The organism is Mycobacterium sp. IDUB_28, assembly GCF_055419285.1.
Genome location: NZ_JBVAXK010000012.1, coordinates 39,456 through 56,468 on the forward strand (window position 1 = coordinate 39,456; position 17,013 = coordinate 56,468).

A 17,013-nucleotide genomic window follows, 5' to 3' on the forward strand; every position below is an offset into this window, starting at 1 on the left:
TCCTCGGCCAACCACCCACCAACCGGCCGGCGCCCGGCCGGCGGTTTGCGGTGCAGTCGTTTCAGGCATGACGTCCAGTATGCGACAGATTGCTGCGGAGCCCATGCTCCACGGGTAACGATGTGGGCAGACTCACCTGGTGGGCAGGTCAGACACCCTTTCGGGGGAGTTTCGCGCGATATCCCGGAGCTCAGCAGTACTGATAGTCGATGTGCCAGCGGCCGTTGACGTAGTCGGCCACGAAGTGACCGCCCAGGGCCGGGTTGGCGTCGTTGATCATGCCTGCGCCCCCGGCGTTGGGGGTGAATCCGGGCGGATCCCAGGTGACGGACCGCGGGTTGGCCGGTGCATCGGGGGTGCAGCCGGCCTGTTTGGCGACGTAGCCGTCGGCGATCCGGCGTTCCGCGGTGGCCTGGTCGCCACCGTCCGGCGCCGGATCGGCCAGGCACAGATAGTTGGCGCCGCAGTAGTTCTCGCTGACGTTCACCAGCGCCACATCGGTCACAGGTACCGCGGCGAGGGAGCCGCCGAGCATCATCGCCACTACGACCAGTCCCGCTATTCGAGCGTTCATCGGACCCTCTCGATCTCCTCACCGGAGGTGTAATACAACGGGATGTCCATACCCGTCACTATCTCGAATACCACTATCCCGAACGGTTCGACTTCGTAGTAGTAGTGCACGTCGCCGCGGGCGTCGACCGTGGTGGCGCAGGTCCGGTCCGGCGCACCGCAGCGCTGCTTGACCGGCATGGCCAGCGCCGCGACCACGACCACGGTGCAGATCCCGATCACCAACGGCGCTTTCATCGAAAAGTGCGTCTCATTTCGTCGTCCGTGCACTTCATCGGGAGTCTAGTGACCTGGGCGCGGGTAGGTTGCACTGCTATGAGCGCCCCCATACCGGTCGACGCGGCACCGGTACCCGGTACGTCACCCACCCGCGTCGAGGTGCTGGGCAACATCGGGCCCAACTGGTTCGCCTCGGTGATGGGCACCGGAATCGTGGCCATCGCGGGCGCCACGCTGCCGGTCCAGGTGCCGGGGCTGCGTGGTTTCACCCACGGCGTCTGGATACTGGCCGCGGCTCTGCTGGCAGTGCTGGTCGTCCTGGTGGGTGGCCATTGGCTGCGCAATCCCACCGTCGCCCGCACCCATGCCCGCAATCCGCAGATGGCGCATTTCTACGGTGCCGCGCCGATGGCGATGATGACGGTCGGCGCGGGTGCGGTGCTGGTGTCGGGGGATCTGCTCGGCGAACGCATCGCGGTGGACCTGGACTGGGTGCTGTGGACGGTCGGCACCGTCGGTGGGCTGTTCACCGCGGTGAGCATCCCGTTCCTGATGTTCACCCAGTTGCGCGTGGAACCTGACGCGGCGTTCGGGGGCTGGCTGATGCCGGTGGTGCCGCCGATGGTGTCGGCCGCGACGGGCGCGCTGCTGCTGCCGCACCTGCCGCCCGGAACAGGCCGCGAGACGATGCTGTTCGGCTGTTACGCCATGTTCGGTATGTCGTTGCTGGCCTCGCTGAACATCATCGCGATGATCTGGAGCAGGTTGGTGCTCTACGGCACCTCGGGTTCGGCGCGGGTGCCGACACTGTGGATCGTGCTGGGTCCGCTGGGGCAATCCATCACCGCGGCGGGCCTGCTCGCGTCGGCTGCTGAGACCGGCGCGGTGGATCATCGGCTGGCGGCAGCCATGACCGCGTTCGCCGTCATCTTCGGGGTCCCGGTGTGGGGTTTCGCGGTGCTGTGGATAGCGCTGGCCACCTCGCTCACCGTCCGCACGTTGCGGCGCGGCATGCCGTTCGCCCTGACCTGGTGGAGCCTGACCTTCCCCGTCGGCACGTTCGTCACGGGCACGGCACAGCTGGCGTCGCACACCCACCTGCCGGCGTTCACGGTGGCCGCAACCGTCGCCTACGCCGGCCTGCTGCTGACCTGGGTCCTGGTGACCGTCCGGACCGCGCGCGCCAGCCTGCGGGGCAATCTGCTCAAGCTGGCGCCCAGCGCGGACCCGGTCAAGGCCAGCAAGGACTGACCGCAGGCGTTGCCCGTCGGTGCGCCTCGGCGTTTGGTGAGTCACCCGGCACGGCTCAATGCGAAGATTGCTGCCCGTGACAGGAAATCTTGTTTCGTTGCTGACCAAGCTGATACCGCTGGCTCTGGTCATCGCGGTATCGCCGTTGACGATCATTCCTGCGGTGCTGGTGCTGCACGCACCGCGGCCCCGGCCGACGGCGATTGCGTTCCTGGCCGGGTGGGTGCTCGGGTTGGCCGCGCTGACCGGCATCTTCGTCGCCGGATCCGGTTTGTTCGCGGGCCTGCACCAGGCGACGCCGCAGTGGGCGTCCTGGTTGCGGGTGGTGTTGGGCACCGTGCTGATCCTGTTCGGCGGCTATCGGTGGCTGACCCGGCATCGGGAATCCGACACCCCGCGCTGGATGCGCGCTTTCGACACCATCACCCCTGGGCGCGCGGGCATCGTCGCGGTGGTGTTGACGGTGGTCCGCCTCGAGGTGTCGCTGTTGTGCCTGGCCGGCGGCTTGGCCATCGGAACCAGTGGGCTCGCCGCAGGCGGGAAGTTTTTGTTCGCCGCGATCTTCGTCGTCCTGTCGGCATCGACGGTCGCGATCCCGATCGTCGGTTATCTGAGCGCCGGGGACCGCCTCGACGACAAGCTCGACCGGCTCAAGGACTGGATGGAGAAAAACCACGCCGCCATGCTCGCCGTCGTGCTGCTGCTGATCGGCGCGATGGTGCTCCACAACGGAATCAGCGCCCTGTGATGTGACCCCCTGCGGCCCCGGCCGGGACCAGCTATCCCGCGTCCCACTTTTCGTGCTTAGCTAAGTGGCAAAGCCGGGCGTCGCCGCCCGCACGGCTCTAATCTTTTTCTTGAATAGCATCGATAACTTTCGCTTGAGGGGGCGGAGTGCAGGGCACGACCTTCGGCCGCTACCAGTTCATCGAGTTGCTGGGACGCGGCGGCATGGGTGAGGTGTGGCGCGCCTACGACACCGAGACCCAGCGTGTCGTCGCCGTGAAGGTACTGCCGGCCAACCTGGCCAACGACCCCACCTTCGAACAGCGGTTCCGCCGCGAGGCCCTGGCGGCGGCCGGCCTCAACGACCCGCACGTGGTGCCGATCCACCACTTCGGGGAGATCGAGGGCCGGCTCTATGTCGATATGCGTCTCGTGGTGGGCCGGGACCTGCAGGCGATCATCGCCGACGGCGCACTGGAGCCGGAACGCGCGGTCAACATCATCGAGCAGATCGCGTCGGCGTTGCGCTCGGCGCACCGCATCGGGTTGGTGCACCGCGACGTCAAGCCCTCCAACATCCTGGTCACCGAGGACGACTTCGCCTACCTGATCGACTTCGGCATCGCCCGTGCGGCGGGCGATTCGCACATGACCGGTACCGGCAACGTGATCGGCACCTGGGCCTATATGGCGCCGGAGCGGGTGACCAGCGGCCAGACCGACCCGCGCGGCGACACCTACGCCTTGGGATGTGTGCTGCACGAGTGCCTGACCGGCGAACAGCCGTTCCCCGGCGGCAGCCTCGAGCAGCAGATCGGCGGTCACCTGAGCCTGCCGCCGCCGCGGCCGTCGGCGCTGCGCCGCGGCATACCCGAGGAACTCGACAACGTCGTCGCGACGGCGATGGCGAAGAGCCCCGACCAGCGCTACCCGACGGTCACCGACATGGCCGCGGCCGCCCGGGAAGCGGTCACCGGCACCCGGCCCATTCCGATGCGCCGGCCCGAACCGGTTCAGCAACGCACCCAACTCGCGCCGCCGCCGAACCGGCCGCCGCAGCAGAAACCCCCGATGCGCCCCGGCTCCGGCTACCCGGACCAGGGGCAGCGGCGCCCGCCCCCGGACCCACGCCGGCCTCCCGGCGGGCCGGGCCAGTACCGGCCGAACGTCGACCTGAACCAGTACCGCGCGCCCGTCGAACCCAACCAGCAGCGGCCCCTACCCGACCGCAATGTGCAGCGCCCGACCACCGACCCGAACCTGCGTCGGCCCCTCACCGATCCCACCCAGCGCCGCCCGGCCGCCGATGTGAATCAGCAGTCGCCGTCAAGCGCCGACGAACCGACGCTGTACCGACCGGCCAGCGGCGATCCGCAAACTCCGGCGCCGTGGCCGGCGGCCGAGGAGAACACGCCCAAGCCGCCGGCGAAACGCCGCCGCAAGCCGCTGATCCTGGCGGGGGCGGGGGCACTGCTGACCGTCGTCGCGGTGGTCGCGGCGGTCGTGTTGACCAGCGGCGGTGGTGGCAGTAGCGGGAGCCGGCCGACCGCGGAGCACTCCAGCGGTGCGCAACCCGGCGAGCTGACCAACAGCGGGCCGTTCACCGGCACCTACACCGCCGACTTCGGCCCGAAAGTGTCGCTCGCGGGCAAAGAGGTGCCGAATTCCGAGCCGCCCGGCCAGGAGACCTGGTTGCTGCGCTCGGCATGCAACGGGTCGGGAACCGAGTGCGTCGCCACCGCGCAGCGCAGCGACGGCACCTACAACCACACACCGAAGCTGATTTTCGACGATGTCCGGGGACGCTGGATAGCCGTCGCGCTCGAGGGCGGCAAGTGCAACGACAAGAGCATCGAAAAATGGAACTACGTCTGGCTGCAGCCGCACGCCGACGGCACCATGGTCGGGGAATGGATCACCGACTCGCTGGATTGCTACAGCAAGCGCACCGTCACCTTCACCCGCAGCGGCGACGCGGATGTCGCCGGCCTGTCCGACCCCGCGGAGCAGCCCGCCCGGGTGTTGTCCCCCGCGCAGGCGCTGCACGGCTTTTACCATCTGCTGACGACCTACACCGGACCCAATGCGCCCAAGCCGCAAGAAGCCGACTACAACGTGGACACCATCTGCCTGCGCACCGGGGACCGGTGCAACAGTCGGTTCGTCCGCAACGGCAGCAGCGGGACCCAGCTCCTGCTGTTCGCCGACAACGTCTGGACCCGCGACGACGAGTACGACGCGGCCTGTCCGGCCGGGGGCACCTCGCACGTCAGGATCAAGGGCACCTTCCCGCTGCCCGAGCCGGCCCAGGATCCGATATCGGTGCTCACCGGCAGCGGCACCAAGGACGAATCCGGCAGTTCCTGCAAGGGCGGGCCGTATGACATGACGTTCACCCGCACCGGCGGCTGAGGGCCGCCGGTTTTGAAATTCCACCGGCGCGGGTAGGCCAATCGAGGCCGACAGAGGTATCCGCACGGGATGCCGTGAGGAGAGGCATTGATATGCGCGCTGAAGAAGGCGACGAATCAGTCAAGGACTACGCCATCGAGGGCGAGCAGACGCTGGACAAGATCAAAGACGCGCAGCGTGCGGGTGCCAACCCGCTGACCCGGATCGGGTTGTGGTTGCGCGACCGGTTGCCCGGGAGGCCGCGCACCTGACGCCTCGCCCGTTTCCGGGCACTGTCGGGCGGGTATGAGACCGCTGGTCTCGTTTCGAGACTGTCAGTCTTGTTTTGCTCCTGTCCAACAAAAGAAAGCGGGCCGATGACCGGTTTCGCAGTCCGGACCCGCAAACGGTCCGATCAGTCAGGGTCCGACACCTTCGCCGATGGATCCCGCGCTCGGCGCGGCTGGACGCTGTTCATCGCCTGTGCCGGTGTCGCCCTCGTGATCGCGTCCATGGTGTCGCTGAATACCGCGCTCAGTGACATAGCCATCGCCACCGCGGCGACGCAGACGCAGCTGACCTGGATCGTGGACAGCTACACGCTGCTGCTCGCTTGCCTGCTACTGCCGGCCGGGGCGATCGGCGACCGGTACGGACGCCGCAGTGCCCTGCTGGTGGGAGTGGCCATCTTCGCGATCGCATCGGCAGCGCCCCTGGTCTTCCACAGTCCCATGCAGATCATCGCCGCGCGCGGCCTCGCCGGTGCGGGGGCGGCGTTCGTGATGCCGGCGACGTTGTCGCTGTTGACGGTGGCCTACCCGCCCGAAGCTCGCACCAAAGCGGTCGGCATCTGGGCCGGCGTCGCCGGCTCCGCGGGTCTGTTCGGGTTGGTCGGGACCGGACTGCTGATCGAGTTCTTCGACTGGCGGTCGATCTTCTGGACGCTCGCGATCGGCGGACTGGTGGTTTTCGCGGCGACACTGACCATTGCGGAATCACGCGATGTCGATGCCCCGCGGCTCGACGTTCCCGGTGCGGTGACCATCGGGGCGGCGGTGGCGGTCTTCGTGTTCGGCATCCTGCAGGCGCCGGCACACGGGTGGAGCGACCCGCGCGTCTTCGGCTGTCTGATCGCAGGCTCGGTGCTTGCGGTGGTGTTCGGGTTCGTTGAATTACGGCGGCCGCAACCGCTGCTGGACATCCGGTTGTTCGGCAATCCCAACTTCGGCACCGGCGCCGCGGCCATCACGGTGGTGTTCATGGCCACTTTCGCGCTGTTCTTCCTGGTCGTCCAGTACCTACAGCAGGTCAAGGGATACTCGGCGCTGGTCGCGGCAATTGCGTTGAGCCCCATGGGTTTCCCGTTGCTGACGCTGTCCGCGTTATCGTCCTGGTACGTGCCCAAGCTCGGCCTGCGGGTGGTGGTGTTCGCGAGCATGGTGCTGGTCTCGGTCGGCTTCCTGTGCATGTGCACTCTGGACGTCGACTCGTCCTACGCCGAAGTGTGCTGGCCCCTGATGGTGATCGCCACTGGATTCGGATTGTGCACGGCGCCAACGACATCGGCGATCATGACGGCCGCACCCGATCAGAAGCAGGGGGTGGCATCGGCGGTCAACGACGCGACCCGCGAGGTCGGCGGGGCCTTGGGCATCGCGTTGGCCGGGTCCATCCTCGCCGGCAGTTACAGCCACCACATCGCCGCCGCCCTCGGCAACTATCCCGAGCCGGTGCGCGGACCCGTCACCGACTCGTTGTCCAAGGCGCTGGCTGTCGCGAATCATCTTGGGCCGCAAGGGATGCAGCTCGCCGAACGCAGCAAGGAAGCGTTCGTGACGGCATCCAGCGCGTCCTACGGGGTGATGGCGCTCATCGTCGCCATCGCCGCGGTCATCATTCCGCTGTTCGCGCCCGGGCGTGACGGCGAGCCGCTGGCGATCGTGCGGCGGCTGCGTGATCGCCGGGTCCGCGCTAGGCAGGAGCGTCCTACCATTCCGTGATGGCGACGGTAGCCGAACCTTTCAGCACCCGCGGACCGGGCGGCGTGCGGATCGTCTGGGACCGGCTGGGTGATCCGCAGGCGCGCGCGGTGGTGTTCCTGCACGGCGGTGGGCAGACCCGGCGCTCGTGGGGGCGGGCGGCGGCAGCGGTCGCCCAACGCGGGTTCCAGGCTGTCACGGTGGATCTGCGCGGTCACGGCGAATCGGATTGGTCCGACGACGGTGACTACCGCGTGGTCACCTTCGCCGCCGACGTCGCCGAAGTGTTGCGTGACCTACCGCCGGACCCGGTGCTGGTCGGGGCTTCGCTCGGCGGGTTCACCTCGATGCTGTTGGCAGGGGAGGTGTCGCCGGGTATCGCCAGCGCGGTGGTTCTGGTCGACATCGTGCCGAACATGGAGCAATCGGGCGCCGACCGGATCCACGCCTTCATGTCCGAGCGGGTGGAAACGGGCTTCGGGTCGCTCGAAGAGGTCGCCGATGCGATCGCCGAGTACAACCCGCACCGGCCTCGACCCACCGACCTGGACGGGTTGACCACCAATCTGCGCCGCCGCGGCGACCGGTGGTACTGGCACTGGGATCCGCAGTTCATCAGCGGCACCGCGGCGTTCCCGCCCTTCGAGGTGACCGACCCCGACCGGATGCACGCAGCCATCGAAGTGATTCTGCGAAATGGCCTGCCTGTCTTGCTTGTTCGAGGCCAGGTCAGCGATCTGGTCAGTCAGGAACGCGCCGCTGAATTCCTGGCGCGTTTCCCGCAGGTCGAGTTCACCGATGTCCGCGGCGCCGGTCATATGGTTGCCGGCGACCGGAACGACATCTTCGCCGACGCCGTGCTGGATTTCCTCGGCCGCCACGTCGGCCCTGGCTGAGGGCTGGTCGGCCAAATCTGTGCGCGGTATGAATTGGTTTGCGGAGGCGATCTGGCGGGTACCCGCGCGCAGCGCTTGGTTGGGGCCGACACCAGTGACAAGGAGAGCAGTGGTGAAGCGTCAGTTCTGGATCGGTGTGACGAGTGTGGCAGTCGTGATCGCGGCGGGTACCGGTTGTTCGAGCGACAAGGACAAGTCCACCGCCGGCCAGCCCAGTGGGGCGCAGTCGGCGCCGGCCGGCCCGGTGATCATCGTCGACGGCAAGAACCTGAACATCACCGGCGCCGTGACCTGCACAGTGGCCGGGCCCAACACCAACATCGGCATCGGCGATGCGTCCGCCGGGATCGGTGCGGTGGTCAGCAACGCCAACCCGCCGATCGTGCACGCGGTCGGACTGGGCAGCGTCGACGGGATCACGCTCGGCTTCTCCGACGCAGCGCCCAACCAGGCCACCAACGCGGGGGCGGCGAAGAAGGACAAGACCTACGCCATCAAAGGCACCGCGTCGGGCGTCGACATGACCAACCCGCAGCAACCGCAGCCGGTGACCAAGTCGTTCGAAATGAGCGTGACCTGCCCGTAGCGCGGGCGGACGAACCCAGGAGGGGACGCAGCTATGACTATCAAACGGGTCGTCGGCGCGGCGGCTGTCGCGACAGGTCTGGGGATATCCGCGATCATGCTGGACGCGGGGCTCGCCAACTCCGCCCCGGACACCCCGACGCCGGGAACCGGAACCAATACCCCGGCCCCGCAGACCACGGTGCCGCGGCCGCAGACCACGGCACCGCAAAGTCAGGCGCCGCAAACCTCCGCGACGGCTCCGGCGAGTAGCGCGCCGCCGACTGCCCAGACCACCACGGCGCCGGCCACCCCGACGACCACGCAGGCCACCACGCCGACGGTGACGACCACCTCGCCGAGCGCCGCCACCACCTCCACCACCCCGTCGACCACCACGTCCAGTTCGTCGACCAGTACGACGCCGAGCGGGCAGACGACCACGTCGAGCGGGCAGACGACCACGTCGAGCGGGCAGACCACCACGACTCCGGCCGGACAGTCCAGCACCCCGACGGCTCCCGGTCCGGGCATCACGATCGTCATCAACGCCCCGGCCACCCAGCCGCCGCACCCGCCGTTCATTCCGCGCGGACCGCTGGAGCAGCCCAACAACCAGGTGGGTGGTCCCATCAACACGCTGGCCGGCATCCTGTTCCCCGGCCGCGGCGCGCCACCTCCGCCGCCGCAACGCGGCTTCGGCTACAACAACGGCCCCCCGCCCGGCCAGCAGCCGCCCAACTGGCAGGGTCCGCCACCTCCCGGTGGATGGAATGGCCCGCCGCCCCCCGGTGGATGGAACCGGCCGTACGAGGGACCTCCGGCGCGTGACCTCGGCTACGGGCAGCGCGATTTCGGCCCGTTCGCGTACAACAACTTCACCGCGCTGCCGGTCTTCAACTGGCAGTACGGCGGCTGGGGTTACTGGTTCTTCGGGACCTGGATCCCGCTGTACTAGCCTCGGAGTTCGCGCAGCCCAATCCTGTTGTCCGGCAGGGCGGCTCGGGCGCGCCATTAAGCGCAGCCCGCTGATCTCGGAGCCTGCTGCCGCCGCAACCGGACGCCGCCGCGAAAAAGAGTCCGGGTCAACGGCACTCAAGTGGACTACGGTCACATGCGAGGAGCCTGATCACCAGGTGGTGCCGGCAAAGGAGAGCTATGAGCAGAACGGCCAGGCGGCTGGGTCCGCAAGACATGTTGTTCCTCTACGCCGAGACCCCGAGCACCATGATGCATGTCGGTGGGCTGATGCCCTTCACGCCGCCGCCGGATGCGCCGCGTGATTTCTTGCGGCAGTTGGTCGACGAGAGCAAGGCCAACGAGGTGGTGGAGCCGTGGAATCTGAAACTCAGCCATCCCGATCTGCTGCGCAGCCCGATCCAATCCTGGGTGTGCGACGAGAAGTTCGACCTGGACTACCACGTCCGGCGTTCGGCACTGGCCAGCCCGGGCGATGAACGCGAACTCGGAATCCTGGTGTCCCGCTTGCACAGTAACGCCCTGGACATGCGTCGGCCGCCGTGGGAGATGCACTTCATCGAGGGCCTCGAGGGCGGCCGGTTCGCGATCTACATCAAGATGCATCACGCGCTGATCGACGGGTACACCGGCCAGAAGATGCTGGCGCGCAGCCTGTCGACCGATCCCCATGACACCGAACATCCGTTGTTCTTCAATGTCGCCGCCCCCAAGCGGGTCTCCGCCGACAAGCCGGAAGGCGGCGGTGGGATCGCCACCAACGTGCTGGGCAGTATCGGGGGTGTGTTGAGCAGCCTGGGCGGCGTGGTCAGCGGCATGGGCAGCGCCATCGGCTCGGTCGCGGGTGCGGGCAGGTCCACGCTGGATCTGACCAAGGCGCTCGTCAACACCCAGATCCGCACCGACAACGAGTACCGCAACCTGATCGGCTCAGTGCAGGCGCCGCACTGCGTCCTGAACACCCGGATCAGCCGCAACCGCCGCTTCGCCACCCAGCACTATCAGTTGGACCGACTCAAATCCATTGGCGTCGCGAATGATGCGACGATCAACGACGTCGCGCTGGCACTCGTGGGCGCCAGCCTGCGGCGGTTTCTGGACGAGTTGGGCGAACTCCCCGCCAAGTCGTTGATCGCGATGCTGCCGGTCAATGTCCGGCCCAAGGACGACGAGGGTGGCGGCAATGCCGTCGCCGCCATCCTGGGGTCGCTGGGCACCGACGTGGCCGATCCCCTCGAGCGGCTGCAGGTGGTCAAGACCACGACCCGAATGGCCAAGGCGGAGTTGTCCAAAATGAACAAGGACGCCATCCTGGCCTACACGACAGCTTTGATGGCGCCGTTCACCATGCAGGTGGCCAGCTCGCTCGCCGGGGTGCGAACGCCGTTGCCGTACGCGTTCAACCTGTGCGTCAGCAACGTGCCCGGACCGCAGGACGTGCTGTATCTGCGCGGTAGCCGGATGGAGGCGTCCTTCCCCGTCTCGCTGGTGGCGCACAGTCAGGCGCTGAACGTCACGCTGCAGAGCTATGCGGGCACGTTGAACTTCGGATTCATCGGGTGTCGCGACACCCTGCCGCACCTGCAGCGGCTGGCGGTCTACACCGGCGAAGCGCTCGACGAATTGGAGGCCGCTTCCTAGGGCGGCGGATGACCACCATGGAGGGGCGATTCGTCCGGTTCGGCCGCGATGCCGGACTGGCGACCGTCGAACTGATCAACTCGAAACCGCTGAATATCATTGGCAGCGCGGCTAATTCAGAATTGGCCGACGTGTTCGACGTCATCGGTCAGGACGCTGAGGTGCGGGTGGTCGTGTTCCGCGGATCGGGGGACCGGGCGTTCATCGGCGGTGCCGATATCAACGAAATGGTCGCCCTCGAACCGGCCGGTGCCGAGGTGTTCATCCGTGGACTCGCGGGGCTGTGCGAAGCGATTCGGCGCTGCCCCGTCCCGGTCATCGCTCGGCTCTCGGGCTGGTGCCTGGGTGGGGGTCTGGAGGTCGCGATGTCGTGCGATCTACGAATTGCCGAGTCCGGCGCCAGATTCGGAATGCCAGAGGTTGCCGTCGGCATCCCGTCGGTGATTCACGCGGCGCTGATGCCGGCGCTGATCGGGGCGTCGCGCGCCGCGTGGTTGTTGCTGACCGGCGAGACCATCGATGCGGGCACGGCCGCGGACTGGGGCCTGGTACACGAAGTCGTCGCGCCCGACGCGCTGGACGCCCGCATCGGCGAGCTCGCGGCACGGCTCGTCGGATTTGGTCCACACGCGGTTCGCCAGCAGAAGCGGCTGCTCAACAAGTGGTTCGACATGACGGTGCACGAGGCGATCGAGGACAGCGTCGAACAGTTCGGTCACGCCTTCCTGACCGGCGAACCGCAGCAGCACATGCAGGCGTTCCTGTCCCGCAAGAGCGGAGAGCGCTGACCCGCCCACCAATTCTGGTGATAACGCCGTGATTGCCCGGCCTGCGCGCCATGATGATCACTACGCGATACCAATGGGGGTAGGGCGATGTCATTTGTGCTGGTTGCGCCGGGCATGCTGCAGACCGCGGCGACATCGACCGAGATCGCCGCGCCACCTACCCCCGTGCACGTGGCGGCGCTGCCGTCCACCGCGGTAGCCGCAGCAGCCGCCGACGAAGTCTCAACCGCCATCGCCGAGTTGTTCGGCACGCACGCCCGGCAATTCCAGGCGGCAGCGGCCCAAGCGGCGACCTATCACGAGCAGTTCGTCAGCGCGTTGAACGGTGCGGCTGCCGCCTATGCAGATGCTGAAGCGGCCATCGTCGTCACGTTGCGCGTGGCCGCGGCCGACGGGTTTCAGATCGCGATGTACGGGCCGATTCATGCGGCCGGTCAGGCGTGGATCGCCAGCCCCGTCGGTCAGGCGTTGGATCCGATCGTCAATGTCCCCAGCAGCATGCTGCTGGGGCGTCCGCTGATCGGCAATGGTGCGCCCGGAACGGCGACGGCGCCCACCGGGGGTGCGGGGGGTCTGCTGTTCGGTGACGGCGGCCCCGGCTTCAGTCCGGCCAGTGGCGCCGGAGGCAGCGGCGGCAACGCCGGGTTGATCGGCAACGGCGGTCCCGGCGGTACCGGCTCCGGTGGCGGACCGGGTGGTGCCGGCGGTTCCGGCGGCTGGCTGCTGGGCAATGGCGGCATGGGCGGTCCCGGCGGGACGGATGGTGCCGGCGGACAGGCGTTCTTCTTCGGCAACGGCGGCCCCGGCGCCACCACCGGTCGTGCGGGACTGTTCATCGGCACCGGTTCGTACGGCGATGCGGGTGGTGGCGGCCAGCAGATTGTCATCGATTTCGTCCGGCATGCCCAGTCGGTGGCCAACGCACAGGGCTGGATCGACACCGCCGTGCCTGGCGTGAACCTGACCCCTGCGGGCGTGCAGCAGGCGACCAACGTGGCAGGGGTGCTGTCGCCGAGTACGCAATACTCCGGGGTCTTCGCGTCGCAGCTACTCAGGGTGCAGCAGACTGCGACCGAACTGACCTCCGCCTACGGTGTATTGCCCGGGCTCAACGAGATCCACGCGGGAATCTTCGAAGGTTTGCCGCAGATCAGTCCCGCCGGTCTGCTCTACCTGGTCGGACCGATCGCCTGGACCCTGGGATTCCCGCTTTTCCCTACGCTGGCCCCCGGATCCACGGACTTCAACGGCATCGTTTTCAGTCGTAACTTCGACAGCTCGCTACAGGCGATCTACGGCGGTGCGCTGGCGAATCCGGTGCCGGGCGACACCTCCGTCGCGTATTCCAGCGCTTTCACCATCGGCGTCGGCACGCTGATGAACGTCGACAACCCCAATCCGCTACTCCTGCTGACACATTCGTTGCCCAACACCGCAATAGTGCAGGTGACCGGCAACCCGGCCGGCGGCTGGACCATGAACAGCTGGGACGGCATCCCGATCGGCCCGGCGAACTTACCCACCGCCTTGTTCGTCGACTGGCGCAACTTCATCACCGCCCCGCAATACGCGGTCTGGGACGTCGGGCTGTCGTTGCTTTCCGGGGATCCGGCGGCGGTTGTCACCGCGGTTCGCGACGGCATCGACGAGATCGCCACGGCCACCGTCCAATTCCCGGCCGCGGTGGCCGAGGACGTGATCGCCGCGCTGCGCGGTGACATCGTGGCCCTGCCCAGCCTGGCCCTCTGACCGACAGGTGTAACCGTTCCGCGGTTTCAGCTGGCTGCCGGTACCGACTGCAGGTGCCGGCGCGTGCGTCGCCGGCTGATGCGCTGCATCACGGCGCGAGAGCGCGGGCCGCCGCTGCGCGAGTCAGCCGATGCCGACCAGTCCGCGAGCGACACGGCCGCAGTCGTTGCAGCACCGGCGTATTCGCCGTCGGCGCCGATGAAGTCGTCGATCAGACTCGCCACCACGTCCGTTCGTTCGGTCTGCGGGTGGTGGTAGACGCCGTCGAGGATGTGCAGTCGGCTGTGTGGCATAGCCTGGTGGGCCGCGTAGGCGTGCGAGACGGGGATCACCCGATCTTTGTCGCCGCTGATGATCATCACCGGCACGTTCGCGTTGAGGTGCAACTTGTTCAGCGCGCACACGAACTGGCCGCGCCGGTCGACGACAGCGCGCAGGGTGCGCAGCAAAGCCCGCCGGTTCTCGGGGTTGGAGAGCGCCGCGTGGGCTTCCCAGTGCTCGTCCAGGCGAGTCTTGTGCTCGTCGTTGGACCCCAGGGCCGTCACGGCTTTGCGCACCGCGATCATCGGCCGCGACGCCGCCGCCTGCAACAGAATCTCGGACCCGGGCAGCGAAATCAGCCGCAACGTGCGGTTCACTTCGGCGCCGAGTCCACCGCTGCTGATCAGGATCAGCCGCTCGCAGTAGTCACGGTGCTGGTGGGTGAACTGCATTGCGATTCCACCGCCCAGGGAGTGGCCCACTACGGTCACGCGGGGGATGCCCAACGCGTCCAGGAAGTCCCGCAACCACACCGCGTACGCGCCCAAGGAGTAGTCGCCGCGTGGCTTGTCGGTCTGTCCGTGGCCCAGCAGGTCCGGCGCGATGACCCGGAATCGCTTGGACAACGCGGGAATGATGGCGCGCCAGTTGTTCGAGCTGCCGCCGATGCCGTGGATCAGCAGCAGCACCTCGCCAGCGCCTTCGTCGCGGTAGGCGACGCGGTCACCGTGTAGGTCGATCGTGCGAACTTCGCTCATTTTGGCCTGCTTGGTCACTTCGGTGTGAACGGACATGGATGGTGCTGATGAAGTGAGTCTGCGGAGCAGGCCTTGCAGGTTTCTTGGGAACTTCTAAACGCAACCCGATCTGGGGATTGACGCCTGATGCCGGGTCGGGGTCAATCCCGGATGCGGGTGAAGACCTGATCGTAGGGACCGCCCTTGCAGGCACTGCCCGACGCGTCTTCCATCCCGTGCCCGGACAGCGTGGGGATCGGATCGCCGGCCCCCTTCGGCAGCGGGAACACCCCCGTCACCCGGACGTGGCTGGTCCCACCGGCCGGACAGGGAACGTCTTCCTCGGAATTTTCCGTCCACGCGTTGTTGGCGAAGATGAACAGCTGATGGTCGGACAAATCCGTCAGCACGAACCGGCTCAGACAGCGGTCCCCGGCGCGCATGCAGAAGGTGTCCACGCTGAAGTCCTGGTCTGCGGGCCTGGCCTGGCCGGCCGCGGTGGTGAATTTCGAGCGGTAGAACCCGCGCAACCCCAGGGCCGGAGAATTCACCCGGGCCGGCAGGGCGGACGGGTCGGGCAGGCCGGAGACGTCGGCATCGCCGGTTCTGGTGAACGTCACACTTCTCTTGCTGTAGCACTTCACCGAGTCGTCGATCCACTCACCGGCCATGCTGCCGTCCGGGCGGGGTAGCAGATAGACCCAGTGCCACTCTTCGATGTCTTCGTTACCGCACCGTTCGGTGTCCAGTGCAACGGCGATCCAGCGTCCTTTGATGTCGTCGAACACCAGGCTCGTCGGGTGCTTGAAACTGCCGGAGCTTCGTGACCCGGTGGCCACGCACCCCTTGGCGCCGCAGACCGACCGCAGTTTCCACGTCTCATTGCCCGGCGGGTCCTGGCCGGCCTCAGGTTTGCCGTCCAGGCCGATGCTCTGACCGAAGGCCAGGGTGTAGGTGCCGGTCAGCGGGCCGCTGTTCGGTCCGCTCGCCGCGGTCGTGGTTCCGCTGCCGCCCTTGTCCCCGGAGCCACTCAGCGCGAAGGCTGCGACCAGCCCGATGACCAGGACAGCCGCTGCAATGCTGCCGATCAGCATCATGCGACGGCGTTTGGGATCGGCCTTCGCGCTCTGCCCGCCACCGGAGGCAGCCGGGCCGGAGGGCGGCACGGATGGGCTCGAAGGACCCGTCGGGCCACCGTGCCCGTACTGCCCGCCGGGCGCATCGGTGCCCCCGGTCGGGTATTGACGGTACTGGGTTGCGTCGGTGTTCGAGACGGCCCGGTTCTGAGCCGGCTGGTGGTAGTTGCGTGGCTGGTTCGGGGGTCCCTGCGGTATCGGCAGGCGCTGCGTTTCCGACTGACCGGGGTCGGTGTTGCGCGGGGCGGGGGGCAGCACCGTGGGCTGGGTGATCGCCGCCTTGGCCGCTGCGGCCATCTCGATCGGACTCGAATACCGCTGGTCGGGATTCTTGGCCATCCCGATCGCGATGACGCCGTCGAGCTGCAGCGGTAGACCTTGTCGCAGCGCAGACGGTCGCGGTGCCGGCAGGCCCAGGTGGCCGCCGATCTGCTGCTCGATGCTCGAGCCGGGATACGGCTGGCTGCCGGTGAGGCATTCATGCAGCACGCATGCCAGGGCGTAAGTGTCGCTGCGCGGGTCGGTCTGTCCTTGGCTCAGCCGTTCCGGCGCCATGTAGGCCCAGGTGCCGATCACGCTGCCGGTGTTGGTCATCCGCGATTCCCCGGCCGCGCTGGCGATGCCGAAGTCGATCAGATACGCGAAATCGTTCGGGGTGACCAGGATGTTGGACGGCTTGACGTCGCGATGCACCAGCCCGATCTGGTGTGCGTCGTACAGCGCCGAGGCGATCTGCTCGACGATCAGCACCGCCCGCGCCGGGTCCATCACCCCGTCGGCGATGATGCTCTGCAGGTCGCGGCCCTTGATCAGGCGCATGTCGACGTAGAGGCGACCGTCGATCTCGCCGAAGTGGTGAATCGGTATGACGTGCGGGTCGTTGAGCCCGGCGGCGGCCAACGCCTCCCGGCGGAACCGCTGCACGAAGGTCGGATCGGCGGCCAGGTTGTCGGACAGGACTTTGACGGCGACCACGCGCGAGGTCTCCGTGTCGTAGGCCCGCCAGACCTCACCCATCCCACCCCGGCCAATGAGCTCGATCAACCGATAGCGGCCGAACGGCGTCCCATCCTGGTCCACAAACCCCCCTATGCAGGTGTCGCCAAAACCGTTGACCCACTGAT

General features: G+C 67.6%; 15 protein-coding genes. 11 read left to right on the forward strand and 4 right to left on the reverse strand.

Translation table 11 applies throughout. From position 1 onward, the window contains the following. Nucleotides 1-190 precede the first annotated feature (190 nt). On the reverse strand, nucleotides 191-574 hold the full coding sequence (locus ACZYZ9_RS21990) for an integrase (protein ID WP_463828398.1): 384 nt from the start codon (nucleotides 572-574) through the stop codon (nucleotides 191-193). Continuing rightward, a complete protein-coding gene (locus tag ACZYZ9_RS21995; RefSeq protein ID WP_463828399.1) occupies nucleotides 571-810 on the reverse strand; it encodes a hypothetical protein in 240 nt (79 codons plus the stop codon). Before ACZYZ9_RS21995 ends, ACZYZ9_RS21990 begins: the two co-directional genes overlap by 4 nt. 78 nt (nucleotides 811-888) lie before the next feature. Here ACZYZ9_RS21995 and ACZYZ9_RS22000 point away from each other — a divergent pair, with 78 nt between their 5' ends. The 11 genes from ACZYZ9_RS22000 to ACZYZ9_RS22050 all read left to right on the forward strand — a co-directional run bounded on the left by ACZYZ9_RS22000 (nucleotide 889) and on the right by ACZYZ9_RS22050 (nucleotide 13,755). Further along, a complete protein-coding gene (locus ACZYZ9_RS22000; protein WP_463828400.1) occupies nucleotides 889-2,043 on the forward strand; it encodes a TDT family transporter in 1,155 nt (384 codons plus the stop codon). A 58-nt stretch (nucleotides 2,044-2,101) separates the two neighbouring features. Continuing rightward, nucleotides 2,102-2,791 (forward strand): GAP family protein, encoded by a 690-nt coding sequence (locus tag ACZYZ9_RS22005; RefSeq protein ID WP_463828401.1) that lies wholly within the window; start codon nucleotides 2,102-2,104, stop codon nucleotides 2,789-2,791. A 203-nt stretch (nucleotides 2,792-2,994) separates the two neighbouring features. Continuing rightward, complete coding sequence (locus tag ACZYZ9_RS22010; protein WP_463828503.1) at nucleotides 2,995-5,181, forward strand: serine/threonine-protein kinase; 2,187 nt, start codon at nucleotides 2,995-2,997, stop codon at nucleotides 5,179-5,181. Nucleotides 5,182-5,273: 92 nt separating this feature from the next. Further along, a complete protein-coding gene (locus tag ACZYZ9_RS22015; protein ID WP_463828402.1) occupies nucleotides 5,274-5,432 on the forward strand; it encodes a hypothetical protein in 159 nt (52 codons plus the stop codon). 105 nt (nucleotides 5,433-5,537) lie between these two features. Further along, a complete protein-coding gene (locus ACZYZ9_RS22020; RefSeq protein WP_463828403.1) occupies nucleotides 5,538-7,160 on the forward strand; it encodes an MFS transporter in 1,623 nt (540 codons plus the stop codon). Beyond that, entirely contained in the window at nucleotides 7,160-8,035 is an 876-nt protein-coding gene (locus ACZYZ9_RS22025) for an alpha/beta fold hydrolase (protein WP_463828404.1), read from the forward strand. The genes ACZYZ9_RS22020 and ACZYZ9_RS22025 overlap by 1 nt, the downstream gene beginning before the upstream one ends. A 112-nt stretch (nucleotides 8,036-8,147) precedes the next feature. After that, nucleotides 8,148-8,621 carry a lipoprotein LpqH gene (locus tag ACZYZ9_RS22030; protein ID WP_463828405.1) on the forward strand — a complete coding sequence of 158 codons (474 nt, stop codon included), beginning with the start codon at nucleotides 8,148-8,150 and terminating at the stop codon, nucleotides 8,619-8,621. Between the two features lie 96 nt (nucleotides 8,622-8,717). Further along, the gene (locus ACZYZ9_RS22035) at nucleotides 8,718-9,557 is read left to right on the forward strand and encodes an MAP_0585 family protein (RefSeq protein ID WP_463828504.1); all 840 of its coding nucleotides are present in this window, start codon (nucleotides 8,718-8,720) and stop codon (nucleotides 9,555-9,557) included. A gap of 200 nt (nucleotides 9,558-9,757) precedes the next feature. Beyond that, complete coding sequence (locus tag ACZYZ9_RS22040) at nucleotides 9,758-11,218, forward strand: WS/DGAT/MGAT family O-acyltransferase (protein WP_463828406.1); 1,461 nt, start codon at nucleotides 9,758-9,760, stop codon at nucleotides 11,216-11,218. Between the two features lie 8 nt (nucleotides 11,219-11,226). Next, the gene (locus ACZYZ9_RS22045) at nucleotides 11,227-12,006 is read left to right on the forward strand and encodes an enoyl-CoA hydratase (RefSeq protein WP_463828407.1); all 780 of its coding nucleotides are present in this window, start codon (nucleotides 11,227-11,229) and stop codon (nucleotides 12,004-12,006) included. 87 nt (nucleotides 12,007-12,093) lie between these two features. Further along, complete coding sequence (locus ACZYZ9_RS22050; protein WP_463828408.1) at nucleotides 12,094-13,755, forward strand: PE domain-containing protein; 1,662 nt, start codon at nucleotides 12,094-12,096, stop codon at nucleotides 13,753-13,755. 26 nt (nucleotides 13,756-13,781) lie between these two features. Here the strand turns inward: ACZYZ9_RS22050 and ACZYZ9_RS22055 are convergent, their stop codons facing one another. Both ACZYZ9_RS22055 and ACZYZ9_RS22060 read right to left on the reverse strand, forming a co-directional pair. Continuing rightward, entirely contained in the window at nucleotides 13,782-14,774 is a 993-nt protein-coding gene (locus ACZYZ9_RS22055) for an alpha/beta fold hydrolase (RefSeq protein WP_463828409.1), read from the reverse strand. A 140-nt stretch (nucleotides 14,775-14,914) separates the two neighbouring features. Next, on the reverse strand, nucleotides 14,915-16,969 hold the full coding sequence (locus ACZYZ9_RS22060; RefSeq protein WP_463828410.1) for a serine/threonine-protein kinase: 2,055 nt from the start codon (nucleotides 16,967-16,969) through the stop codon (nucleotides 14,915-14,917). Nucleotides 16,970-17,013: the final 44 nt, after the last annotated feature.